Below are 24,921 nucleotides of genomic sequence, written 5' to 3' on the forward strand. Positions count from 1 at the left end.
CTGGCAGAGTCCGCGCAGCTAAAAAGAAGGAAGCCCGGATCATGTCGACGCTGCTGGTTTTGCACGGCCCCAATTTGAACCTGCTCGGCACCCGAGAGCCCGGCACCTATGGCGCCACCACGCTCGAACAGATCAACCTCGACCTGGAACAGCGTGCCCGCGAAGCCGGCCATCATCTGCTGCACCTGCAGAGCAACGCCGAGTACGAACTGATCGAACGCATCCACGCCGCCCGCGGCGAAGGCGTCGACTTCATCATCATCAACCCGGCAGCCTTCACCCACACCAGCGTCGCATTACGTGACGCATTGCTGGCGGTGAGCATCCCATTCATCGAGGTGCACCTGTCCAACGTGCACAAGCGTGAGCCTTTCCGGCACCACTCCTACTTCTCCGACGTGGCGGTAGGCGTGATCTGCGGGCTCGGCGCCAGCGGTTATCGGCTGGCGCTCGACGCGGCCCTGGAAAACCTGGCGAGCAAAAACACCTGAAACCGACGCCACGCAGCGGCGGTTCTTTCATACAACTTGAACGACCCTGACCAGACTGGGAGTTGAACACCTATGGATATTCGCAAAGTCAAAAAACTGATCGAACTGCTGGAAGAGTCCGGCATCGACGAGCTGGAAATCAAAGAGGGCGAAGAGTCCGTGCGCATCAGCCGTCATGGCAAGCAACCGGCTTACGCCCAACCGACCTACGCACCGGCGCCTGCTCCGGTCGCTGCCGCCGCTCCGGTAGCCGCTGCCGCTGAAGCTGCTCCGGCCGCTGCCAAGCTGAACGGCACCGTGGTGCGCTCGCCAATGGTCGGTACCTTCTACCGCGCCGCTTCGCCAACTTCGGCCAACTTCGTTGAAGTCGGTTCGACCGTGAAGAAAGGCGACATCCTCTGCATCGTCGAAGCGATGAAGATGATGAACCACATCGAGGCCGAAACCAGCGGCACGATCGAATCCATCCTGGGCGAGAACGGCCAGCCGGTGGAATACGATCAACCGCTGTTCACCATCGTCTGATGCACGGGGAACCCGTAATGCAGAAGCTGGAAAAAGTTCTGATCGCCAACCGCGGCGAGATCGCCCTGCGCATCCTGCGTGCCTGCAAGGAGCTGGGCATCAAGACCGTGGCCGTGCACTCCACTGCCGACCGCGAGCTGATGCACCTGGCCCTGGCTGACGAGTCCGTATGCATCGGCCCGGCGCCGGGCAACCTGTCGTACCTGAACATCCCGGCCATCATCAGCGCCGCGGAAGTCACCGGTGCCACCGCCATCCACCCTGGCTACGGCTTCCTCGCGGAAAACGCCGACTTCGCCGAGCAGGTGGAAAACTCCGGGTTCGCCTTCATCGGCCCGAAAGCCGACACCATCCGCCTGATGGGTGACAAGGTGTCCGCCAAGGACGCCATGATCAAGGCCGGCGTACCGGTGGTTCCAGGCTCCGACGGCCCGCTGCCGGAAGATGAGGCAGAAGCCCTGCGCATCGCCCGTGAAGTCGGCTACCCGGTGATCATCAAGGCCGCCGGTGGCGGTGGTGGTCGCGGCATGCGCGTGGTGTGGAAGGAAGAGGACCTGATCAAGTCGGCCAAGCTGACCCGCACCGAAGCCGGTGCCGCGTTCGGCAACCCGATGGTCTATCTGGAGAAGTTCCTCGGCAACCCGCGCCACGTGGAAGTCCAGGTACTGTCCGACGGCCAGGGCAACGCCATCCACCTGTACGACCGCGACTGCTCGCTGCAGCGCCGTCACCAGAAGGTGCTGGAAGAAGCCCCGGCGCCGCTGATCGACGAGAAGGCCCGCGCCGAAGTGCTCAAGCGCTGCGTCGATGCCTGCATCGAGATCGGCTACCGCGGTGCCGGTACCTTCGAGTTCCTCTATGAAGACGGTCGTTTCTACTTCATCGAGATGAACACCCGCGTCCAGGTCGAGCACCCGGTTACCGAAATGGTCACCGGCATCGACATCGTCAAGGAGATGCTCAGCATCGCCGCGGGCAACAAGCTGTCGTACAAGCAGGAAGACATCAAGCTCCTGGGCCACGCCCTGGAGTGCCGCATCAACGCCGAAGACCCGGACAACTTCATGCCCTGCCCCGGCAAGGTGAAGCACTTCCACGCTCCGGGCGGTTTCGGTGTGCGCGTCGACTCGCACCTGTACAGCGGCTACTCGGTGCCGCCGAACTACGACTCGCTGATCGGCAAGCTGATCACCTACGGCGTGACCCGCGACGAGGCCATGGCCCGCATGCGCAACGCCCTGGACGAGATCGTCGTCGACGGTATCAAGACCAACGTGCCGCTGCACCGCGACCTGGTTCGCGACAAGGGTTTCTGTCAGGGTGGGATCAACATCCACTACCTGGAAAAGAAACTGGGCATGGACAAGCACTAAGCGCGTCCGGCACCACAAAAGGGGAGCGGCCAAGGCCGCTCCCCTTTTGCATTTAAAGCCCTTTAAAGGAGGCGAAATGAACGGATCATCCCAGGCCAGCCAAACGCCCGAGGCGCGCAAACAGGCCTCCATCGCCCGCCTCAAGGCGGCCGGCATCCCCTATATCGAGCACCTGCCCTGCATCGAGAGCGCCAGCGAAGTGCGCGTGCGCAGCGCCGAGGAAATTGCCCGCCGCGCCATCGCCTGCCTGATCGCCATCCAGGCAGCCTGCGACCGCCAGGCCGGCCAGTACACCCCGGACACTGCTCGCTGGTGCCAGGACTTGCTGGAGCAGTACGGCATCAATGGGCTGACGCCCAATGAAGTGCGCATCCTCAGCAACGGGGGTGGCGAGCAGGATGTCGTCAACATGGTCTGGAAGTACGAAGCCTACTGGGTGCTGCTGTGGGCGCTGGGCGTGGTAGAGGAGCTGGATTTCCCGGACCACGCCATCGACTGCGACTTCGCTATCCAGGCCGTGGCCCAACACCAGGACTTCGCTGCCTTCATGGCGCAGACGAAAATGCGCGACATCGCCAGCATCCTCGACGAAGCCGACCTGATCTACCACTACCACTGGGCCTGCGTGGACGCCCGCCTCAAGCAGGCGCCGATGCCCGCCGGCCTCAACTCCAGCGTAGTCATGGAGCGCCACGCGGCCTTAAACTGGCTTATCGACAACGACGGCCAGGACGACTGGGACAACCCGGACGTCAGCACCTGAACCCGCCCGCGACTATCATCTGCCGCCGCCAGCCCTGCGCTTGCGGCCGCCCCACCGGAGCTTCCCATGCCCTGGCTACAACTGCGCCTCGCCATCACCCCCGAGCAGGCGCCCACTTATGAGGATGCCCTGCTGGAAGTCGGCGCGGTGTCCGTCACCTTCATGGATGCCGAAGACCAACCGATCTTCGAGCCCGACTTGGGCACCACGCCGCTGTGGAGCCACACCCATCTGCTCGCTCTGTTCGAGGCTGATACCGACGCCGACGCGCTGGTCGCGCACCTGCAGTTGCTCACCGACGGCGCGCTTCCCGAGCACCAGATCGAGCATATCGAAGACCAGGACTGGGAACGCAGCTGGATGGACGGCTTCGCGCCGATGCGCTTCGGCCAGCGTCTGTGGATCGTGCCCAGCTGGCACGAGGCGCCGCAGCCGGACGCGGTGAACCTGCTGCTCGACCCGGGCCTGGCGTTCGGCACCGGCACCCACCCGACCACTTCGCTGTGCCTGCAGTGGCTCGACGCCCAACCACTGGAAGGCTGCAGCGTGCTGGACTTCGGTTGCGGCTCGGGCATCCTGGCCATCGCCGCCCTGCTGCTCGGCGCGCCGCGGGCGGTGGGCACGGATATCGACCCGCAAGCCCTGGAAGCCTCACGCGACAATGCGCAGCGCAACAGCATCGCCGACGAGCGCTTTCCGGTCTACCTACCAGCCGACCTGCCCCAGGAGCCGGCGGACGTGGTGGTCGCCAACATCCTTGCCGGCCCGCTGGTCAGCCTGGCGCCGCAGATCACCAGCCTGGTCAAGCCAGGCGGCCGCCTGGCGCTGTCGGGCATCCTCGCCGAACAGGCCGACGAAGTGCGCGCCGCCTACGCCGCCGACTTCGACCTCGACCCGACCGCCGTTCAGGACGGCTGGGTGCGCATCAGCGGCGTTCGCCGTTAAGCACGCAAACGTGCCGTGTCTGCGCGTGCGGACACGGCACTTAATGCTGCTTTTGCAATCTGTTGGGTTAGACTATTGCCCCGTTTTTGCCGCCCTGCGGCCGTCGGATGACGCATGACCGAAAGCTTCGTGACCCAATGCCCGAACTGCAGCACCAGTTTCCGCGTGAACCTGGCCCAGCTTGCCGTTGCCCAGGGCTCGGTACGCTGCGGCGCCTGCCTGCAGGTATTCAATGCCGCCCGCCAGTTGCGCGAGCAGGGTCATCACATTCCGGACATGCGCGCCGCAGCGCCCGCTACACCCGTGCCCGCCGCAACGCCCAAGCACCCTGCACCTGCACCTGCACCTGCACCTGCACCTGCACCGAGCATGGCAGCCGTACCACCGCCCGCTGCCAAGCCGCGCGGCAAGGCCGACGACGGCACGCTGTGGATTCACGACGACCTCGATCTCGACAGCCTGGACCTCGACGAGGAGCTGGCCAAGCTCGAAGCTCAGGAACAGCAACTGTCGCGCCAGTTCCTCGAGCTCGACCTACCGACCCGGCAGACGCCGCGCTTCGACGATCAGGACGATGACGAGCCCGGCGAAGACGAGCGCTGGGCCGAAGCGCTGCTGCGCGACGACCCGCCCGTGAGCAAGCTGGAGCTCGAGCCTATCGACGAGCCTAAAGTGCCGAGCATCGATTTCGGCCAGCCGCCGCCCGCCAAGACACCGGAAAGCGTGCCGCCGATCCCCAGGACGCCGCGCCTGCGCGATGTGCTCGCCACGCCAAAGCCCGCTGCACCGACCCGCGAGGAGCCGGAGCCAGAGCTGGAGCCGACCTTCAGCCTCAGCGCCGAACGCGACGACGAGCCAGAGCCGACACCACTCCTTGACCACGATGAGCCCGAGGCACCAGCACCTGCGCCCAAGGGCGCGAAAGTAAGGCCGCGCAGCGAGCCGAACCTGCGCGGTGAAGCGCTGTTCGAGCTGGAAGAGGAACCGCTGCAGCTCGATTGGCGCCCGCCGCGCAAGCCCTGGGGCCGCTGGATCGCCTGGAGCCTGCTCAATCTGCTGGCGGCCGCCGCGCTGGCCGGGCAATACGTGATCTATCACTACGCCGAGCTTGCCCGCCAGGATCAGTACCGCCCCTGGTTCGAGCAGATCTGCCCGACCATCGGCTGCACCCTGCCCTCCAAGGTAGATATCGAGCAGATCAAGAGCAGCAACCTGGTGGTACGCAGCCATCCGGAATTCAGCGGCGCCCTGGTCGTGGACGCGATCCTCTACAACCGTGCGTCGTTCTCCCAGCCATTTCCGCTGCTGGAGATGCGCTTCGCCGATATGAATGGCCAGCTGATCGCCAGCCGCCGCTTCAAGCCCAGCGAATACCTGGCCGGTGAACTGGCCGGCCAGGCGGAAATGCCGCCGCAGACGCCGATTCATATCGCCCTGGACATTCTCGATCCGGGCCCACGCGCGGTGAACTACAGCCTCAACTTCCACTCGCCGGAGTGATACCGGGCAACCGATAGACGGCCGCACAACGCAGGCCGTCTGCATCGCGGCCGCCCGCCAGCGCGACCGGGCACCGCACCCCAGCTGTTCAGATTTTGTTCAAAACCACCTTTATCCGGTCATTGAGAGCGGGTATGATCACCCCCCTTTCGCACCCTCCTACGGTCTCAACAGCACGTCTCTTGAGCAGGGAAGCCCTATGTCGGCGCTAAGCATCGGCCCCTATACATTGCCCAATCGACTGATCCTGGCCCCCATGGCCGGCGTCACCGATCAGCCATTCCGGCAGCTGTGCCGGCGCCTCGGCGCCGGCATGGTGGTCTCGGAAATGGTCACCAGCGATGTACGCCTGTGGAATACGCGCAAGTCGAGCCTGCGCATGATCCACAGCGGCGATCCGGAACCACGTTCCGTGCAGATCGCCGGTGGCGACCCGCAGATGCTCGCCGAGGCAGCCCGCGCCAACGTGCAGCTGGGCGCCCAGATCATCGACATCAACATGGGCTGCCCGGCCAAGAAGGTGTGCAACAAGGCGGCCGGCTCCGCCCTGCTCAAGGATCAGCCGCTGGTACAGGCGATCCTCGAAGCGGTGGTCGCCGCCGTCGACGTCCCGGTGACCTTGAAGATTCGCACCGGCTGGGACCGTCAGAACAAGAACGGCGTCGAGGTCGCGCGCATCGCCGAGCAGTGCGGCATCGTCGCCCTGGCCGTGCATGGCCGCACTCGCGCCGACCTGTACACCGGCGAAGCCGAGTACGACACCATCGCCGCGATCAAGCAGGCCGTATCGATTCCGGTACTGGCCAATGGCGACATCGATTCACCGGAAAAGGCCGCCCATGTGCTGGCCACCACCGGTGCCGATGGTCTGCTGATCGGCCGGGCGGCCCAGGGCCGCCCGTGGATTTTCAGAGAAATTGAGCATTACCTGCGCACCGGAGCCCATTGCCCGGCCCCTGCGCTGGCCGAGATCGAACGCATCCTGCTCGAGCATCTGGCTGCCCTGCACGCCTTCTATGGCGATGTGATGGGCGTGCGCATCGCTCGCAAGCACGTGGGCTGGTACCTCGCGACGCTGCCCGGCGCCCGCGAATTCCGTGCCCAGTTCAACCGTCTCGACAGCCAGGAGGCGCAATGTGCAAGCGTTCGCCAGTTCTTCGGTGAGCGCTATAACGACGAAAAAGAGGCTGCCGCATGACACTGTTGACCGAGACTTTAGGAAGTGGGATTGCACCCGTGAGCGACAACACCAGTTTGAAACAGCACCTCAACACACCGAGCGAAGAAGGCCAGACCCTGCGCGGCAGCGTCGAGAAAGCCCTGCACAACTACTTCGCTCACCTTGAGGGCGCAGACGTCACCGACGTCTACAACCTGGTGCTCACCGAAGTGGAAGCCCCGCTGCTGGAGACCGTCATGAACTACGTGAAGGGCAACCAGACCAAGGCCTCGGAGCTGCTGGGCCTGAACCGCGGCACCCTGCGCAAGAAGCTCAAGCAGTACGATCTGCTGTAACTCACCGAAATCCTGAAGAAGGGCGGCTCTGATCAGCCGCCCTTTTTACTGATTCCCCTGCTGATGGATCCTGTAATGACCGACCAGACCACCCGCCTCCCCATCCGCCGTGCGCTGATCAGCGTGTCCGACAAGACCGGCATCCTCGAATTCGCCCGCGAGCTCGTCGCCCTCAACGTGGAAATCCTCTCCACTGGCGGCACCTACAAGCTGCTCAAGGACAACGGCGTGGCAGCAGTGGAAGTGGCCGACTACACCGGCTTCCCGGAAATGATGGACGGGCGGGTGAAGACCCTGCACCCGAAAATCCACGGTGGCATCCTCGGCCGCCGCGCCCTCGACGGCGCGGTGATGGACGAGCACGGCATCAAGCCGATCGACCTGGTGGCGGTCAACCTGTACCCCTTCGCCGCCACCGTCGCCAAACCGGGCTGTGACCTGGCCGATGCCATCGAGAACATCGATATCGGCGGGCCGACCATGGTGCGTTCGGCCGCCAAGAACCACAAAGACGTGGCCATCGTGGTCAATGCCGGTGACTACAAGGCCGTCATCGACTCCCTGAAAATCGGTGGCCTGTGCTATGCCCAGCGCTTCGACCTGGCCCTCAAGGCCTTCGAGCACACCGCCGCCTACGACGGCATGATCGCCAACTACCTGGGCACCATCGACCAGGGCCGCGATACCCTCTCTACCGAAGACCGCAGCCTGTTCCCGCGCACCTTCACCACCCAGTTCGTCAAATCGCAGGACATGCGTTACGGCGAGAACCCGCACCAGCAGGCGGCGTTCTACGTCGAGCATGCCGACGAGGCCTGCGTGGCCACCGCCGTGCAGCTGCAGGGCAAGGAACTGTCGTTCAACAACGTGGCCGACACCGACGCCGCGCTGGAATGTGTGAAGAGCTTCGTCAAGCCGGCCTGCGTGATCGTCAAGCACGCCAACCCGTGCGGCGTCGCCGTGGTGCCGGAAGACGAAGGCGGCATCCGCAAGGCCTACGACCTGGCCTACGCCACCGACACCGAGTCGGCGTTCGGCGGCATCATCGCCTTCAACCGCGAGCTGGATGGCGAAACCGCCAAGGCTATCGTCGAGCGCCAGTTCGTCGAAGTGATCATTGCCCCGAAAATCAGCGCCGCCGCCCGTGAAGTGGTCGCTGCCAAGGCCAACGTGCGTCTGCTCGAATGCGGCGAGTGGCCGGCCGAGCGTGCGCCGGGCTGGGACTACAAGCGCGTCAACGGCGGCCTGCTGGTACAGAGCCGTGATATCGGCATGATCAAGGCCGAAGACCTGAAGATCGTCACCCAGCGCGCGCCGAGCGAACAAGAGATCCATGACCTGATCTTCGCCTGGAAAGTGGCCAAGTTCGTCAAATCCAACGCCATCGTGTACGCCAAGAACCGCCAGACCGTCGGCGTCGGCGCGGGTCAGATGAGCCGCGTCAACTCCGCGCGCATCGCCGCCATCAAGGCCGAGCACGCCGGCCTGCCGGTACCGGGCGCGGTGATGGCCTCGGACGCCTTCTTCCCCTTCCGCGACGGCATCGACAACGCCGCCAAGGCCGGCATCACCGCGGTGATCCAGCCCGGTGGCTCGATGCGCGACAACGAAGTGATCGCCGCCGCCGATGAAGCAGGCATTGCCATGGTGTTCACCGGCATGCGCCACTTTAGGCACTAAATCGGCCGCACTGAAACCGGCATCTGCGTTGTTGCCCCGGGTTCCGCCAATGCTCATTGCCAATAGGCAACTCCGCTTGTCGAAACCCGGGGCGCCTAGCATCTACCGGCTTCATCGCGACCTCGGAATTTGTAGGGTGGATAGCGCTTTTCCTATCCACCAAACGGGCCAGCGGCCCGCCTCCATTGGGAGAGAGACATGAACGTATTGATCATCGGCAGCGGCGGTCGTGAACACGCCCTGGCCTGGAAAGTGGCGCAGGACAAGCGCGTCGCCAAGGTATTCGTCGCCCCAGGCAACGCCGGCACCGCCACCGAAGCCAAATGCGAGAACGTGGCCATCGACGTGCTGGACATCCAGGCACTGGCCGATTTCGCCGAGAAGAACGTGCAGCTGACCATCGTCGGCCCGGAAGCGCCGCTGGTGAAGGGCGTGGTCGACCTGTTCCGTTCCCGCGACCTGGACATCTTCGGCCCGACCGCCGCGGCGGCCCAGCTGGAAGGCTCCAAGGCCTTCACCAAGGATTTCCTGGCCCGTCAGAACATCCCGACCGCCGATTACCAGAACTTCACCGAGGTCGAGCCGGCCCTGGCCTACCTGCGCGAGAAGGGCGCACCGATCGTCATTAAGGCCGACGGCCTGGCCGCCGGCAAGGGCGTGATCGTCGCCATGACCCTGAGTGAGGCTGAAGAGGCGGTACGCGACATGCTCTCCGGCAACGCCTTCGGTGACGCCGGCGCCCGCGTGGTGATCGAGGAATTCCTCGATGGCGAGGAAGCCAGCTTCATCGTCATGGTCGACGGCCAGAACGTGCTGCCGATGGCTACCAGCCAGGACCACAAGCGCGTTGGCGACGCCGACAGCGGCCCGAACACCGGCGGCATGGGCGCCTACTCGCCGGCTCCGGTGGTCACCGCCGAGGTGCACAAGCGGGTGATGGACGAAGTCATCTACCCGACCGTGCGCGGCATGGCGGCCGAAGGCAACGTCTACACCGGCTTCCTCTACGCCGGCCTGATGATCGACAAATCCGGCGCGCCGAAGGTCATCGAGTTCAACTGCCGCTTCGGCGACCCGGAAACCCAGCCGATCATGGTGCGCCTGGAAAGCTCCCTGGTGCTGCTGGTCGAAGCCGCACTGGCCAAGGCGCTGGACAAGGTCGAAGCGACCTGGGACCCGCGCCCGACCGTGGGCGTGGTGCTGGCCGCCGGCGGCTACCCGGGCGACTACGCCAAGGGTGACGTGATCGAAGGCCTGGACGACGCTGCTCAGCTGGAAGGCAAGGTGTTCCATGCCGGAACTGCGCTCAAGGATGGCCAGGTGGTCACCGCCGGCGGCCGCGTACTGTGCGCCACCGCCATCGGCGCAAGCGTGGCGGATGCCCAGCAGCAGGCCTACCGCCTGGCCGCGAAGATCCGCTGGAACGGCATGTTCCACCGCAACGACATCGGCTACCGGGCCATCGCCCGCGAGCGTGGCGACAACTGATGTAACACGATGGCGGCATCAAGCGCTGCCGCCCATCGGCAATACCACAGCTGGGCCGCTCAACCACGCGGCTCGGCTGGCAGGATAGGCTTTCAGCTCGCATAGTCGGCGCCACACCGGCTGACTATAATCCGGTCGTATAACCTCAAAGGGATTGCCACGTGCGTCGGCTCAGGATTGCCATCGGTTTACTCGTCAGCCTGCTCTTGGCCGGCTTCTGCCTGTCGAGCGTAGCCGCGCAGCGAGTGGCTACCCCGTACGCCACCGGCTGGTCGGCGTTCATCGATGACAGCGCCCAGCTGGATCTGGATGACGTACGCAGCCGCCGCAACCAGTTCCTGCCCCTCGACGACCTCGCCTTCACCTTCCCGCCCAGCGACCGAGCCGTGTGGCTGCGTTTCGACGTGCCCGAACACCAGGCGCCTTACTGGCTGTGGCTGTTCGCGCCACGGGTGCAGTACCTCGACTACTACCTGCTGCGCGGCGAGCTGATCGAGCAGACCGTGCACAGCGGCGAGTCGATGCCGATGAGCTCTCGCCCGCTGCCCTCGCGCGCCTACCTGATGTCGCTGCCCAACGACGGCCAGGCCCGGGAAGTCTATGTACGCATGACCTCCAACCACCCGCTGATGGCCTGGTTCAAGGTCATCGACGAGGCCGAACTGGTCAGCCTCGAGCGCCCGGCCTACCTGTTCGGTGCGCTGCTCGGCGCCCTGCTGCTGGTGGTGATCTACAACCTGATCCGCTTCGCCTACATGCGCTCGGTGTGCAGCCTGTGGCTCGCCGCCCTGCATACCGGGCTGGCGGTGTGCGCCGCCGCCAACCTGGGCCTGCTGGCGGCCTGGGTGCCGCAGCTGGGCTACAACCAGTCGCTTATCGCCGACAGCAGCGCCCTGCTCGCCGCGTTCAGCCTGTCGGCCTTCGTGCTCGGTTTCTTCCGCCAGACGCCGATGCGCGACAGCAAGCTGAACCGCGTGCTGCAGGGCCACGCCCTGCTGGCCCTGCTGCTGGGCCTGACCATCGTCACCACCGGGCTGCTCTGGTACAGCGCCGTGGTCTACCTGATGGTGTTTCTCGGCACCCTCGCGGTGTTGGTGGTCAGTGGCGTGCACTGGCACAACGGTTACCAGTCGGCGCGGCTGCTGGTGGTGGCCATGGTGGTGTTCAACGTCGGCTTCGGGCTGTTCATCCCCATCCTGTTCGGCTTCGACCAGCTCGACCCGGGCTGGCTGGTGATCGGCGTATTCACCATCGCCACCCTCAGCGGCGTGGTGCTCAGCGCCGCCCTGGCCGAGCATCAGCGCCACATCCAACGCGCGGCCTCGCGGGCGCGCACCGCCCTGGCCGCCAACGACGCCGAGCTACGGGCCAAGGCCGAGTTCCTGGCCAAGATCAGCCACGAGATCCGTACGCCCATGAACGGCGTGCTGGGCATGACCGAGCTGCTGCTCGGCACACCGCTGTCGGCCAAGCAGCGTGACTACGTGCAGACCATCCACAGCTCGGGCAACGAGCTACTCAACCTGATCAACGAGATTCTAGACATATCCAAGCTGGAATCCGGGCAGATCGAGCTGGATGACGTGCAGTTCGACCTCAACGCCCTGACCGAGGACTGCCTGGACATCTTCCGCGCCAAGGCCGAGCTGCAGAAGATCGAGCTGATCAGCTTCATCCAGCCCCAGGTGCCGCGCATCGTCAGTGGCGACCCGACGCGCCTGCGGCAGATCCTGCTCAGCCTGCTCGACAACGCCTTCAAGCAGACCAGCGAGGGCGAGATCCTGCTGGTGGTGGCCCTGGATACCAGCGGTGAGCAGCCGCGCCTGCGCTTTGCCGTGCAGGACAGCGGCCACCCGCTGGATGCCGCCGAGCGCGATGCACTGCTCAACACCGAACTGCAGAGCCGCGACTTCCTGTCGGCCACTCGCCTGGGTAGCCGACTGGGGCTGATCATTGCTCGCCAGCTGATCCTGCTGATGGGCGGCGAATTCGGCATCCAGAGTGGCGGCAACCAGGGCTCCACCCTGTGGCTGACCCTGCCGCTGGACGACGCCCGCCTGCAGCAGCCGAGCACCGATATCGATGGCACCCTGCAGGGCACTCGCCTGCTGGTGGTGGACGACAACGACACCTGCCGCAAGGTACTGCTGCAGCAGTGCAACGCCTGGGGCATGAACGTCAGCAGCGTGCCGTCCGGCAAGGAGGCGCTGGCGCTGCTGCGCACCCGGGCGCACATGCGCGAATATTTCGACGTGGTGCTGCTCGACCAGGACATGCCGGGCATGAGCGGCATGCAGCTGGCGGCCAAGATCAAGGAAGACCCGAGCCTCAACAACGACATCCTGATCATCATGCTCACCGGCATCAGCCACGCGCCAAGCAAGATCATCGCCCGTAACGCCGGCATCAAACGCATCCTCGCCAAGCCGGTGGCCGGCTATACCCTCAAGGCCACCCTAGCCGACGAACTCGCCCAGCGCCAGCACGGCACGGACACGCCGGCCATCACCAGCCCGGCGACCCTGGAGGTGCCGCGCGATTTCCGCATTCTGGTCGCCGAAGACAACAGCATCTCCACCAAGGTGATCCGCGGCATGCTTGGCAAGCTCAACCTGCAGCCCGACACCGCGAGCAACGGCGAGGAAGCCCTGAATGCCATGAAGGCCCAGCGCTACGATCTGGTGCTGATGGACTGCGAAATGCCGGTGATGGACGGCTTCTCCGCCACCGAGCAGCTGCGCGCCTGGGAAATCGCCGAACGTCGCCCGCGCACGCCGGTGGTCGCGCTGACCGCGCACATCTTGAGCGAGCACAAGGAGCGCGCGCGCCAGGCCGGCATGGACGGCCACATGGCCAAGCCCGTGGAACTCTCGCAGCTGCGCGACCTGATCGAGTACTGGGTCGCCGAGCGCCATCCCCAGGCCGAGGACGACACCGTCACCTCCTGAAGCGGCTGCTAGAATTTTCCCGCAGCCCGGCATCGCCTACCCTCTTGATAGAGCGCCCATGGATATCAAGCAGCTCAAGTTTCTGATCGCCCTCGACGAAACCCGCCACTTCGGGCAGGCAGCCGCTCGCTGCCACGTCACCCAGCCAACCCTGTCGATGCGCCTGCGCAATCTGGAAAACGAACTGGGTCTGGAACTGGTACGCCGCGGCCAGCGCTTCGAGGGTTTTACTGCCGAGGGCGAGCGGGTGCTGGCCTGGGCGCGCAGCCTGATGGCTGCCCATGACGGCCTGTATGCAGAAGCTGCCGCCTGTCGCGGCCAACTGGTCGGTACCCTGCGCCTGGGCGTGGTGCCGCTGTCCGGCTTCGACCCCATGGAGCTGGTGCGGCTGTTCGCCGAGCAGCATCCGGGCCTGCGCTTTCAGCTGTTCGCCCTGAGCAGCGACCAGATTCTCGAACGTCTGGGCAGCAATCAGCTGGATCTGGGCCTTTCCTATCTGGACCGGCTGGACCGCGAGCACTTCGACAGCCTGGAGCTGGCCGCCACGCGCATGGGCCTGCTGTACGACCGCCGGCATTTCCAGTTCAGCGAAACCACCCTGCGCTGGGAAAACCTGATCGACCTGCCCCTGGGCTTGCTGTCGGCCGGCATGCACTTTCGCCAATCCATCGACCATTGCTTCCGCTCCCGCGGCCTGACACCGTTGCCCAAGCTGGAAACCGATGCCGTTCACCAGCTGCTGCAAGCCGTCAGCGCCGGTTTGTGCTGCTCGATCATGCCGCTGCGCAACGGCCTGGCCGAATTCACCAACGAGCTGGTACTGACGCCTATCGAAGACGCCCACACCCTGGCGCCCCTGGGCCTGATCATGCGTCGCGGCGCGCCACGCTCGCCGCTGGCCGAAGCCTGTTTCAGCGAAGCGCGCACGCTGATCAGCGCCTGAGCGCCGCCTCGCCATCGGCCACCGGTAGGTCGACGGCACCGCGATCGGCCCGCCCACCGAGATACCAGCCCAGCACGCCCCAGACCGCCGCGCAGATGGCGCCGATCACCGCGATCAGCGCCACGCCGTAGCCAAGCATGTCGATCAGACTCTTGGCCCAGCCGCTGAGAGCATCGCCGCCGCGATAGACCACGGTGTCGATGAAATTCTTGGCCTTGTACTTGCTCTCGGCATCCAGCGGCGCGAAGAGCATTTCCCGCCCCGGGCGCACGAAGGCATATTCGCCGATACGCCGCACGATCATCAGCCCAGCCAACACCGCGAAGGTCGGCGCCAGAGCCAGAGCCAGAAAACCCACGCACATCAGCAGCGGTACGGCGGCCAGCAGGGTTCGCACGCCCATGCGCTGGGCCACACGGCTGGTGATGAACAGCTGGGCCAGCAGCGCGCCGGCCTGCACCACGAAATCGATCAGCCCGAACACCCGCACCTGCTCGTCACGATCCGGAAACAGCTCGGCGACCAGCCGCGCCTGCTCGAAGTACAGAAAGGTGGTGACCGTGGCGAGCAGGATGACGAAGGCGCAGATGCCCAGCAGGTAGGACGAGGTGAATACCCGCATCATGCCGCTGAACGGATTGCCTGCCACTGGGCGACGCGGGCTTTCCGCCTGGCTGGCGCCCGGTCGCCCTGCTCCGGCTTGCTCGCGCCAGGCCATCAGGTAATGCTTGAGCGCCATGGCTGCGGCCAGCAGCAGCGCCGCAAGGAGCGCCAGGCCGCTGGCACCGATACTGCCGACCAATAATGTGCTCAGCGCCGGCCCAGCCAGACCGCCAACGCTGGCACCGGCGGCGATAAAAGCGAACAGGCGCTTGGCCTGGGGCGAGTCGAACACGTCTGCCATCAGGCTCCAGGCCACCGACACCACGAACAGGTTGTAGACCGAGATCCACACATAGAATGTGCGCGCCAGCCACAGGCTTTCGGTCATCAGGCTGAAGGCCGCGGCAAAGCCCAGCAGGTTGATGCAGAAGAAGCCGTATACCCAATCGATGAAATGGATGCGCGGCACTCGCGAGTTGAGCCAGGCGAACAGCGGCACCGCCAGCAGCATGACCACGAAGGTGGCGGTGAACAGCCACTGCAGGTTTTCCACGCCGGCCTGGATGCCCATCGACTCACGGATCGGGCGCAGCATGAAGTAGCCGCAGAACAGGCAGAAGAACAGCGCGAACCCGGCCAGCGCCGCAGCCAGCTCGCCGGGCTGCGCATTGATGGCGCGGGCCAGGCGCTGGGTTGGGGAAAGGGTCATGGCAAGGCGTCCGAATATCGAAGCCTTGCAGTATGGCCTACGACACCAGGCAGGCCTGTGCCGCGCGCCGTCAGCCGCCCACCAGCCAGGCGCGAACCTCGCCGTAGGGATAATCCTCCAGCGCGGCGAAACCCTTGATCTGCCGGACCTTGAGGCGGGTGAACAGTGGCGAGCTGAGGCCGCAGAGAAAGCGTGCCAGGCATTCGTTACTAGGCAATTCACCGCCACGCGCAGCCTGATGGGCGGCGATGAACGGCGCACAGAGCTCGTCGCGGCCGCGACCGGCCAGAGGCGGCAGCGGCGGTGGTTCCGGCAGCCGGGCGACCTGGCCGCGACACACCGAGCAATGTCCGCAATGCGCCGGCGCCTGCTCATCACCGAAGTAGCGGGCCAGGCGCTGGCTCAGGCACTGCTCGCTGGCGAACAGCGCCAGCATGGCCTGGATGCGGCGGATCTCGCTGGCTTCCTGGGCGACGAAATAGGCGTGCAGCTCTGCCGCCAGCGCCTGCACGTCGAAGTCCGCCTGCAGCACCGCGTAGACATCGGTCATCTGCTTGCTTTCCAGCTCAATCCAGCCGCGCTCCTGCAGGTAATCCAGCGCCTTGACCACCCGCGCCCGCGGCGCCTGATGCTGGCTGTACAACGCGTCGAAATCCACGGTGCACCAGGTACGCGCCCGCGCCGAGGCATTGAAGATGGCCTCTAGAAACTGCCGCCGCTCACCCTCGAAGCGCGCTAGCAGCGCTTCTGGCTCGACCAGGTACTTGAAGCGGTACTCGGCGAAGTAGGCGTAGCGCGGCGCGATGATGCCGCGCAGCTCCAGCTGCACCAGCAGGGTCTTGAGCGGCAACTGGCGGATGTTGCTGTGGTCGCTCAGGGCATTGATGGTCATCTCCCACTGCCCGCCGTGGCTGTTGCCACGAATCTCCTCGAGCACCCGCACGATGCCGCTCAGCTCCGGCGTATCGCCGTAGACGAAGTTTTCCAGCACGTTGAGGCTGTCGCGGTTGGCCAGCACCAGGCAGTCGGAGGCCTCGCCATCGCGGCCGGCGCGGCCGATTTCCTGGCTGTAGTTTTCCACCGACTTGGGCAGGTCGAAATGCACCACGTTACGGATGTCACGCTTGTCGATGCCCATGCCGAAGGCGATGGTGGCGACGATGCAGCCGAGTTCACCGGCCATGAAGCGACGCTGGATCGCCTCGCGCACCTCGTGGCCCATGCCGGCGTGGTAGGCGCTGACGGACAAGCCCTGCTGACTCAGCTGTTCGGCGACCTGCTCGGCGGTCTTTTGCTGGGTGACGTAGACGATGCTCGGCTCGCCGGCCTTGGCGCCCAGCCATTGTTCGAGGCGCCGCTGCTTGTCGCGACCGGCCACCGGTTCGACCAGCAGATTGAGATTCGGCCGGTAGAACCCGGTGGTGACCACGTCCTCGTCGGCGATGGCGAATTTCTTCTGCATGTCGGCGATCACCGGCGACGTTGCCGTGGCAGTGAGCAGCAGCACCTGGGCAATGGCGAACTGGCGTTGGTAGTCCGGCAGCTTCAGGTAATCCGGGCGGAAGTTGTGGCCCCACTCGGAAATGCAGTGGGCCTCGTCGACCACCAGCAGGGAAATCGGCACCTCGCTGATGAAGTTGCGAAAGCGCTCGTTCTTCAGGCGCTCGACCGAGATCATCAGGATCTTCAGCTCGCCGGCCTTGGCTTTGGCCATGGTTTCGCTGACCTGCTCGCGGCTTTGCGCCGAGTCGATACTGCCGGCGCTGATGCCGTGACGGTGCAGGAAGGCGAGCTGATCCTGCATCAGCGCCAGCAGTGGCGACACTACCACGGTCAGATGCGGCAAATGCAGGGCCGGCAGCTGATAGCACAGGGACTTGCCCGAGCCGGTGGGAAAGATCGCCGCCGCCGAACGGCCAGCGAGCACGGCACTGATTACCTTCTCCTGGCCGGGACGCAGTTGATCGAAACCGAAGACGCGTTTGAGCGTGGACATAAGCTGTCACTCCATTGACCGCTGAATGGCCAATAACCGTAACCTGTGTGGCAGGCGTTTCAAAGCGCACAGCCGCCCGGGGGCCATGAGAAGTGTTGCACCATAAATGACAAAGCCGCCCGAAGGCGGCTTTGTCAGCAAGCGCGGGTCAGCTTAGAGCTGAGGGCCGGCTTTCTTGATAGCGTCGCTGACATCGAACTTGGTGAAGTTGTCGATGAACAGCTTGGCCAGGCCTTTGGCGGCCTCGTCGTAGGCGTTCTTGTCAGCCCAGGTGTTGCGCGGGTTGAGCAGGTTGGTCTCGACGCCCGGAACCGACTTCGGCACATCCAGGTTGATGATCGGCAGGTGCTCGGTTTCGGTACCGATCAGCGCGCCGCTCTGGATCGCAGCGATCACGCCACGGGTGGTCGGGATGTTGAAGCGTTTGCCGACGCCGTAGCCGCCGCCGGTCCAGCCGGTGTTGACCAAGTACACCTTGGAGCCGAAGGCCTGGATGCGCTTGATCAGAAGCTCGGCGTAGACGCCAGCCGGACGCGGGAAGAACGGCGCGCCGAAGCAGGTGGAGAAGGTCGACTTGATGCCGCTACCCGAACCCATTTCGGTGGAACCGACCAGCGCGGTGTAACCGGACAGGAAGTGGTAGGCGGCCTGCTCGTTGTTGAGGATCGACACCGGAGGCAGTACGCCGGTCAGGTCGCAGGTCAGGAAGATCACCGCATTCGGCTCACCGCCGAGGTTCTTCTCGCTGCGCTTCTCGACGAATTCCAGCGGATAGGCGGCGCGGCTGTTCTGAGTCAGGCTGTCGTCGGTGTAATCCGGCTTGCGCTGCTCGTCGAGCACCACGTTTTCCAGCACGGTACCGAACTTGATGGCTTTCCAGATCACCGGCTCGTTCTTCTCGGACAGGTCGATGCACTTGGCATAGCAACCGCCTTCGATGTTGAACACCACGCCCTCGCCCCAGCCGTGTTCGTCGTCACCGATCAGGTAACGCGACTCGTCGGCGGACAGGGTGGTCTTGCCGGTGCCGGACAGACCGAAGAACAGGGTCACGTCGCCTTCTTCGCCGATGTTGGCAGCGCAGTGCATCGGCAGCACGTCGGCAGCCGGCAGCAGGAAGTTCTGCACGCTGAACATGGCTTTTTTCATTTCACCGGCGTAACGCATGCCGGCGATCAGCACCTTCTTCTGGGCGAAGTTGATGATCACGCAGCCGTCGGAATTGGTGCCGTCACGTTCGGGCACGCATTCGAAGTTGGCAACGTTGAGAACCTGCCACTCCTGCTTGCCGGACGGGTTGTACTGAGCCGGCTCGATGAACAGCTGACGGCCGAAGAGGTTCTGCCAGGCGGTGGCAGTGGTCATCTTGACGGGCAGGTAGTGAGCTTCGGCGGAACCTACATGGACGTGGGAAACGAAGCTGTCCTGGGCATCGGAGAACGCCTGGACGCGATCCCACAGGGCGTCGAACTTGTCGGCTGGAAACTTGCGGTTGATCGGGCCCCAGCCGATGTCGGCCGAAGTACTCGGCTCGTCGACGATGAAGCGGTCGACCGGAGAACGCCCGGTACGGTGGCCGGTGCGTACAACCAGAGCACCGGTGGACGCCAGTTCGCCTTCACCGCGACGAAGGGCTTCTTCGACCAGTTGGGCAGTGCTGATGTCGGTGTACACAGCGTTGTTGGCTTGCGTCATTTGAGTCCCCGTCGGCCGATTGGCCGAGTCTTCCAAACGTTTGTAGCCATGCGCGAGGCAGGACTACAGCTAAAAAAGTGCGCGGATTATGCCAGAAAAGCGGGCCACGGGTGCAGCCCCCATTCAGAACAGCCTGCGCGTTGCCGGCAGCCCTCAGTGACGGGTGTCGGAGGGCTGTTGACTGCCCCCACCCGCGAACAGCTGAGCGATGTCGGCGGCGTCAAAGCCGTAGCGTTCGTTGCAGAACTGGCAGTCGATTTCCACGCGGCCGTTATGCTCGCTGAGCAGCAGCTCGGCATCGGCCCGCCCTAAACTGACCAGCGCTTTGGCCGAGCGTTCACGCGAGCAACTGCAACGGAAGCGAATGCCGCGCGGCTCGAACAGGCGAACCGTCTCCTGGTGGTACAGGCGGTGCAGCACCGTCTCGTTGTCCAGGCCCAGCAATTCCTCGTTCTGCAGGGTGTCGGCCAGGGTCACCAGGTGCTCCCAGCTGGCAGCGCGCTCTTCATCGTCGGTCAGACGATCGGGCGGCAGTTGCTGAAGCAGCAAGCCTCGGGCGCGTAGACCATCGGCACACAGCCAGAAGCGCGTGGCCAACTGCTCGGACGTGGCGAAGTAGGAGGTCAGGCATTCGGCCAAGGTGGCGCCTTCCAGCGGCACGATGCCCTGGTAACGCTGGCCCTGAGTGGGGTCGACGGTCATCGCCAGCACGCCTTCGGGCATCAGTTGGCCCAGGCCATCACCATCGGCGATGCGCTCGGCCTCGTAACGGGCGATGCCGCGCACGTCGCCTTCGCTGGAGCACTCCACCATCAATAGCGGCACAGGGCCTTCGGAGCGTACCTGCAGAATCAGCAGGCCGTCGAACTTCAGGGTACCGACCAGCAGCGATGCCGCGGCCAGAAGTTCGCCGAGCAACTGCGCCACCGGGCGCGGGTAATCGTGCTTGGCCAGCACCTGCTGATAGCTGCCGGACAGCCCGACCAGTTCACCGCGCACATCGGTGTCGTCGAAAATAAAGCGTTGGGTGAAGTCGGACATATCGGATCGCCTGCTGATGGATGCAAGACAGACCAGGGGTTGCACCCGCTGGACTGGGGGCCGGCAATTTTAGGCGCAAACGCGGCGCCGACCAAGCCGCAGGCGATAGAGTGGAAAACCCTCGATAACTGAACGTAACCTGAACGAAAGCCAGATATCGCGCTGTCGCTTGCGCCAGCTGCCTACACTCGACGGTTTTCCCGAGCCGCCCTCATGCACCTCGCACTCAACGCCCAATGGCGCCCGCGCGCCCTGCTCATCAGTCATCTGCTCATCGCCGTGCTGTTCGCCAGCTGGCTGTGGCCGGTCACCCGCGTCTACTGGAATCAGTTCGACGTATGGCTGTTCCACCTGCTCAACGACCCGGTACATGCCGGCGGCCTGTGGGCGCATATCTGGGCCATCGGCAGCATGCGCCCGGTGGATGCGGGCGTCGGCGTGGTGATGCTGGCGATCATGCTGCGCGCCGGCCTGGTATTTCCGGCCAATCAGGTGCGCGTCGGGCTGTACGCCTTTCTGGTCGCACTGATCGTCATGCTGCTGATGCGCGTGGGCTTTTCCGATCTGGTCGAGTACATGGGCTGGCAGCATGCGAGCCCTTCGTTACAGGTTGAAGGCAGCGCGCGGCTGACCGAGATGTTCCCGGCCTGGGAAGAGCGCTGGGACCTCAAGGACAGCGCCACACGCAGCTTCCCGGGCGATCACGCCTCGGTGCTGATGATCTGGGCGATGTTCTGCAGCTTCTTCGTCAGCGGCTGGCGCTGCCTGCTGGTCTGGGCGGTGGCGGTGATCGGCATGCTGCCGCGCCTGGTCGCCGGCGCCCATTGGGGCGCGGACGCCTTTGTCGGCGGCGTATTGCTAAGCGTGCTGGGCATCGCCTGGAGCTGCTACACACCGCTGGCCTACCGCGCCAGCGCCGCCATCGAGCGAGCCACTGCTCCGCTGATGCGGATTCTGGCCCGCGTGCCGGTGCTGCGCGTCTTCGCGGTCGTCAGCGGTCGCTGAGCCCGACCGGGCAGCCGGCTCGATCAGGCTGCCCTACTCCACCCATTCCCCGGAACCCCCGCGCAAATAGAACAGTTGGCGGCGCTGCTTCTTGCTCGGTCGGCCATCGGTCTGCACACCCAGAGCACCTGCCTTGCGCTGCTCGGCAGCCTTCTCGCGGCGCACGATGCTCTCGCCGGTCTCGGCATACAGCGTCTGCGCCTCAGGCGCCCCGCGGCGCACCACCGACAGCGCCTGCACCACTACGGTCCGCTCGTCAAAACCGGTGCGGATCACATATTCCTCACCCACCTTGGGCTCCTTGCCCGGCTTGCAGCGCTCGCCCCGGCAATGCACCTTGCCACCCTCGATGGCCGCCTTGGCCAGCGCCCGGGTTTTGTAGAAGCGTGCGGCCCACAGCCATTTATCCAAGCGAACCTTGTCATCGGCATCCTGCTTTGCCACCCTTACCTCACTCATTGCTGACTATCATTGCAATTCTTTCCACACTCCAGCCTGTGCGCATTGTCCGATGCATGCAAGCCCGAGCGATCCTCATTCTGGAGCAGCGGTGACACACTTTCCCAGCGATCTCGTCCACCCCGAAAAATGCCGTGGCTGCCAGGGCAGCACCGAGCTGGACTTCGCCTTTCATTTCGCCTTCCAGCCGATCATCGACGTGCGCACCCGCCAGGTATTCGCCCACGAGGCGCTGGTGCGCGGCCCGGCCGGCGAAGGCGCGCTGTCAGTGCTCGATCGTGTCAACGACGCCAACCGCTACCGCTTCGACCAGCGCTGCCGCACCCAGGCCATCGCCGAAGCCAAGCAACTGGGCATGGCCAGCTACCTGTCGATCAACTTCCTGCCCAACGCCGTATACCGCCCCGAGCTGTGCATCCGCAGCACCCTGGAGGCGGCGCGCGAACATGACTTCCCCCTCGACCGGCTGATCTTCGAGACCCTGGAAAGCGACCACATGGCTGACAGCAGGCACCTGACCAATATCCTGCGCCAGTATCAGGAGTTCGGTTTCAAGACCGCCATCGACGACTTCGGCGCCGGCCATTCGGGTCTTACCCTGCTGGCCGATTTCCAGCCCGATCTGATCAAGCTGGATATGGCGCTGATCCGCAACGTCGATCAGGACAAGGCGCGCCAGGCCATCGTGCGCGGCATCCTGAGCATTTGTAATGATCTGGGTGTAAAGGTGATCGCCGAAGGCATCGAAACGCCGGGCGAGCGAGATTTTCTGGCCGCCAGCGGCATCGACCTGATGCAGGGCTACCTGTTCGCCAAGCCGCAGTTCAGGGGTTTGCCAGCCATCGCCGAAGCCGCCTGGGCGCCGGCGAAAACAGCCCACTGAACCGCGTGCAGCGCAGTGGATTTTCAGTACCATGAGCGCCATATTCGCCTTAGTTAAGGACGGAATGCGTTCTTGAAAACCTTCGACCACCTCAACGTGATCGGCCTGCGCGAGTGGGTAAACCTGCCGGAGTTGGGTATCGTCGGCCTGCGCGCCAAGATCGACACCGGCGCCAGCACGTCGAGCCTGCACGCCAGTGACATCCAGCCCTTCGAGCGCGACGGCGAACGCTGGGTGCGCTTCACCGCCTACATCGGCACCCAGGTGCAGCGCCGCCACCGCTGCGAAGCGCGCCTAGTCGCGCTCAAGACCATCAAGAGTTCCAATGGCCAGGCCCAGACCCGCTACGTGATCCGCACCAGCCTGATGCTGGGCGATCTGCTGTGGCCGGTGGAGTTCACCCTGGCCAGCCGCAAGACCATGCGATACCGCATGCTACTCGGCTCCAAGGCGCTGGTGGATGGCCATCTGGTGGTCAACCCGGCGCTGAGCTACGTACAAGACAAACCCGTGCTTCCCGACCCGACCGGTGCCCAATGAAAATCGCTGTGCTGTCGCGCAATCCGCGCCTGTATTCCACGCGTCGCCTGGTCGAAGCCGGGCAGCAGCGCGGCCATGAAATGGTGGTGATCGACACCCTGCGCGCCTATATGAACATCGCTAGCCACAAGCCGCAGATCCATTACCGCGGCAAGCCGCTGGAAGGCTTCGACGCGGTGATCCCGCGTATCGGCGCCTCGGTGACTTTCTACGGCTGCGCGGTGCTGCGCCAGTTCGAGATGATGGGCGTGGTGCCGCTCAACGAATCGGTGGCCATCGCCCGCTCGCGGGACAAGCTGCGCTCCCTGCAGCTGCTGTCGCGGCGTGGCATCGGCCTGCCGGTGACCGGCTTTGCCCACTCGCCGGACGACATCCCCGACCTGATCCACATGGTCAACGGCGCGCCGCTGGTGATCAAGGTGCTCGAAGGCACCCAGGGCATCGGCGTGGTGCTGTGCGAAACCGAAAAGGCCGCCGAATCGGTGATCGAGGCTTTCATGGGCCTCAAGCAGAACATCATGGTGCAGGAATACATCAAGGAAGCCGGCGGCGCCGACATCCGCTGCTTCGTGGTCGGCGACAAGGTCATCGCAGCGATGAAGCGCCAGGCCAAACCTGGCGAATTCCGCTCCAACCTGCACCGCGGCGGCACCGCCAGTCTGATCAAGATCACACCGGAAGAACGCATGACCGCCATCCGCGCCGCCAAGGTCATGGGCCTGTCGGTGGCCGGCGTCGACATCCTGCGCTCCAATCACGGCCCGCTGGTGATGGAAGTGAATTCCTCGCCGGGCCTGGAAGGTATCGAAGTGACCACCGGCAAGGACGTTGCCGGGATGATCATCGGTTACCTGGAAAAGAACGGTGGCCCCAACCTGACACGCACCAAAGGTAAAGGATGAGCACGCCCTACACTGGCCGCGTGGCCCTGATCGCCCCCGCTTCGGCGATCGCCGACGAGGTTTTCGACGCGACCCTGGCACAGCTCGACGTACAGGGTATCGATTACCACCTGGGCCGCCACGTACGCGCTCGCCATCGTTATCTGGCCGGCACGCCGGCGCAGCGCCTAGAGGATCTACACGAAGCATTCAGCCTGCCGGATATCGACGCCGTCTGGTGCCTGCGCGGCGGCTACGGCAGCGCGCAACTACTGCCGGGCATCGACTGGGCGCTTCTGCAGAACGCCACACCGCGTCCATTGATCGGCTACTCGGACCTGTCGGTGCTGCTCGACGCCTTCGCCCGCCATGAATTGCCTGGTATCCACGGCCCGGTCGCCACCGCCCTTGGCCTGCAGGCCATGGCTGCGCCGACCGGTCAGCGCGAGCGCCTGGCCTCCATGCGTTCGCTATGGGATCTGCTACAGAGCCGCAGCCATTCGTTGCCGGTGCGCCACCTCAGCGGCCCGCAAACGGCCGTGAATGGCCCACTGGTCGGTGGCAACCTTACCGCCCTGGCCAGCGGTTGTGGGACCGTGGCTGGCGTAAAGCTGCCTGCTGATGCCATCCTGATTCTCGAAGACGTCGGCGAGCCGTATTACCGCCTGGAGCGCAGCTTCTGGCAACTGTTCGAGAGCTTTGGCGAGCGCCGCCCGGCCGCGGTATGCCTGGGCAGCTTCACCGACTGCCCACGGCGCGGCGTGCAGCACAGCATCGAAGAAATCATCGGCGAATACCTTTCGCCCTTCGACATCCCGCTGTATGGCGAGCTGCCCAGCGGCCACGGCGACGCCAACTTCGCCTGGCCGTATGGCCGCCAAGCGCACTTACAGGGCGATACGGTGAGCTGGTGACGCCTAGCCTCTGTACGAAAAGCA

22 protein-coding genes are annotated in these 24,921 nt (G+C 64.7%); 17 read left to right on the plus strand and 5 right to left on the minus strand.

Annotated features, from left to right (window positions below; all coding sequences use genetic code 11):
- Positions 1–41: 41 nt before the first annotated feature.
- The 12 genes from aroQ (at position 42) to BM279_RS21190 (ending at position 14,171) form a co-directional block, all read left to right on the plus strand.
- The gene (aroQ, locus tag BM279_RS21135) at positions 42–491 is read left to right on the plus strand and encodes a type II 3-dehydroquinate dehydratase (protein ID WP_027904932.1); all 450 of its coding nucleotides are present in this window, start codon (positions 42–44) and stop codon (positions 489–491) included.
- 72 nt (positions 492–563) lie between these two features.
- Positions 564–1,016, plus strand: a complete 453-nt coding sequence (accB, locus tag BM279_RS21140; RefSeq protein ID WP_093507084.1) for an acetyl-CoA carboxylase biotin carboxyl carrier protein — start codon at positions 564–566, stop codon at positions 1,014–1,016.
- A 17-nt stretch (positions 1,017–1,033) separates the two neighbouring features.
- A complete protein-coding gene (gene accC, locus BM279_RS21145; protein ID WP_093507086.1) occupies positions 1,034–2,389 on the plus strand; it encodes an acetyl-CoA carboxylase biotin carboxylase subunit in 1,356 nt (451 codons plus the stop codon).
- A gap of 76 nt (positions 2,390–2,465) precedes the next feature.
- On the plus strand, positions 2,466–3,152 hold the full coding sequence (locus BM279_RS21150) for a DUF4272 domain-containing protein (RefSeq protein WP_093507088.1): 687 nt from the start codon (positions 2,466–2,468) through the stop codon (positions 3,150–3,152).
- Positions 3,153–3,218: 66 nt separating this feature from the next.
- Positions 3,219–4,097: a 50S ribosomal protein L11 methyltransferase gene (prmA, locus tag BM279_RS21155; protein WP_093507090.1), complete on the plus strand. Its 879-nt coding sequence runs from the start codon at positions 3,219–3,221 to the stop codon at positions 4,095–4,097.
- Positions 4,098–4,211: 114 nt separating this feature from the next.
- Positions 4,212–5,597 (plus strand): DUF3426 domain-containing protein, encoded by a 1,386-nt coding sequence (locus BM279_RS21160; protein WP_093507092.1) that lies wholly within the window; start codon positions 4,212–4,214, stop codon positions 5,595–5,597.
- A gap of 199 nt (positions 5,598–5,796) precedes the next feature.
- The gene (dusB, locus tag BM279_RS21165) at positions 5,797–6,795 is read left to right on the plus strand and encodes a tRNA dihydrouridine synthase DusB (protein WP_093507094.1); all 999 of its coding nucleotides are present in this window, start codon (positions 5,797–5,799) and stop codon (positions 6,793–6,795) included.
- Complete coding sequence (gene fis / locus BM279_RS21170) at positions 6,792–7,112, plus strand: DNA-binding transcriptional regulator Fis (protein WP_093507096.1); 321 nt, start codon at positions 6,792–6,794, stop codon at positions 7,110–7,112. Before dusB ends, fis begins: the two co-directional genes overlap by 4 nt.
- A gap of 75 nt (positions 7,113–7,187) precedes the next feature.
- Positions 7,188–8,792 carry a bifunctional phosphoribosylaminoimidazolecarboxamide formyltransferase/IMP cyclohydrolase gene (gene purH, locus BM279_RS21175; RefSeq protein ID WP_093507098.1) on the plus strand — a complete coding sequence of 535 codons (1,605 nt, stop codon included), beginning with the start codon at positions 7,188–7,190 and terminating at the stop codon, positions 8,790–8,792.
- A 198-nt stretch (positions 8,793–8,990) separates the two neighbouring features.
- Positions 8,991–10,280: a phosphoribosylamine--glycine ligase gene (gene purD / locus BM279_RS21180; RefSeq protein WP_027909687.1), complete on the plus strand. Its 1,290-nt coding sequence runs from the start codon at positions 8,991–8,993 to the stop codon at positions 10,278–10,280.
- Positions 10,281–10,441: 161 nt separating this feature from the next.
- Positions 10,442–13,228, plus strand: coding sequence for a hybrid sensor histidine kinase/response regulator (locus BM279_RS21185; RefSeq protein ID WP_093507100.1), 2,787 nt, complete (start codon positions 10,442–10,444; stop codon positions 13,226–13,228).
- Between the two features lie 58 nt (positions 13,229–13,286).
- A complete protein-coding gene (locus BM279_RS21190) occupies positions 13,287–14,171 on the plus strand; it encodes a LysR family transcriptional regulator (RefSeq protein WP_013793099.1) in 885 nt (294 codons plus the stop codon).
- Here BM279_RS21190 and BM279_RS21195 read toward each other — a convergent pair.
- From BM279_RS21195 to hslO, 4 genes are all read right to left on the minus strand, one after another.
- On the minus strand, positions 14,161–15,483 hold the full coding sequence (locus tag BM279_RS21195) for an NTP/NDP exchange transporter (RefSeq protein WP_027904940.1): 1,323 nt from the start codon (positions 15,481–15,483) through the stop codon (positions 14,161–14,163). The genes BM279_RS21190 and BM279_RS21195 overlap by 11 nt on opposite strands.
- Positions 15,484–15,553: 70 nt before the next feature.
- The gene (locus BM279_RS21200; RefSeq protein WP_093507102.1) at positions 15,554–17,479 is read right to left on the minus strand and encodes a RecQ family ATP-dependent DNA helicase; all 1,926 of its coding nucleotides are present in this window, start codon (positions 17,477–17,479) and stop codon (positions 15,554–15,556) included.
- Between the two features lie 153 nt (positions 17,480–17,632).
- The gene (locus tag BM279_RS21205; RefSeq protein WP_027904942.1) at positions 17,633–19,174 is read right to left on the minus strand and encodes a phosphoenolpyruvate carboxykinase; all 1,542 of its coding nucleotides are present in this window, start codon (positions 19,172–19,174) and stop codon (positions 17,633–17,635) included.
- A gap of 153 nt (positions 19,175–19,327) precedes the next feature.
- A complete protein-coding gene (gene hslO, locus BM279_RS21210) occupies positions 19,328–20,215 on the minus strand; it encodes an Hsp33 family molecular chaperone HslO (protein WP_093507104.1) in 888 nt (295 codons plus the stop codon).
- Between the two features lie 213 nt (positions 20,216–20,428).
- Here hslO and BM279_RS21215 point away from each other — a divergent pair, with 213 nt between their 5' ends.
- Entirely contained in the window at positions 20,429–21,220 is a 792-nt protein-coding gene (locus tag BM279_RS21215; RefSeq protein WP_093507106.1) for a phosphatase PAP2 family protein, read from the plus strand.
- A 33-nt stretch (positions 21,221–21,253) separates the two neighbouring features.
- On the opposite strand, the gene BM279_RS21220 is transcribed toward BM279_RS21215, so the two are convergent.
- Entirely contained in the window at positions 21,254–21,679 is a 426-nt protein-coding gene (locus BM279_RS21220; protein WP_036986458.1) for an RNA-binding S4 domain-containing protein, read from the minus strand.
- 91 nt (positions 21,680–21,770) lie between these two features.
- Here BM279_RS21220 and rimA point away from each other — a divergent pair, with 91 nt between their 5' ends.
- The 4 genes from rimA (at position 21,771) to BM279_RS21240 (ending at position 24,897) form a co-directional block, all read left to right on the plus strand.
- A complete protein-coding gene (gene rimA, locus BM279_RS21225; RefSeq protein ID WP_093507108.1) occupies positions 21,771–22,562 on the plus strand; it encodes a S6 modification regulatory phosphodiesterase RimA in 792 nt (263 codons plus the stop codon).
- Between the two features lie 72 nt (positions 22,563–22,634).
- Complete coding sequence (gene rimB, locus BM279_RS21230; RefSeq protein ID WP_093507110.1) at positions 22,635–23,102, plus strand: retropepsin-like aspartic endopeptidase RimB; 468 nt, start codon at positions 22,635–22,637, stop codon at positions 23,100–23,102.
- The gene (gene rimK, locus BM279_RS21235) at positions 23,099–24,004 is read left to right on the plus strand and encodes a 30S ribosomal protein S6--L-glutamate ligase (protein WP_093507112.1); all 906 of its coding nucleotides are present in this window, start codon (positions 23,099–23,101) and stop codon (positions 24,002–24,004) included. Before rimB ends, rimK begins: the two co-directional genes overlap by 4 nt.
- Entirely contained in the window at positions 24,001–24,897 is an 897-nt protein-coding gene (locus tag BM279_RS21240; protein WP_093507114.1) for a S66 peptidase family protein, read from the plus strand. Before rimK ends, BM279_RS21240 begins: the two co-directional genes overlap by 4 nt.
- Positions 24,898–24,921 lie beyond the last annotated feature (24 nt).

It is taken from the genome of Phytopseudomonas straminea, assembly GCF_900112645.1.
GTDB classification, from domain to species: domain Bacteria; phylum Pseudomonadota; class Gammaproteobacteria; order Pseudomonadales; family Pseudomonadaceae; genus Aquipseudomonas; species Aquipseudomonas straminea.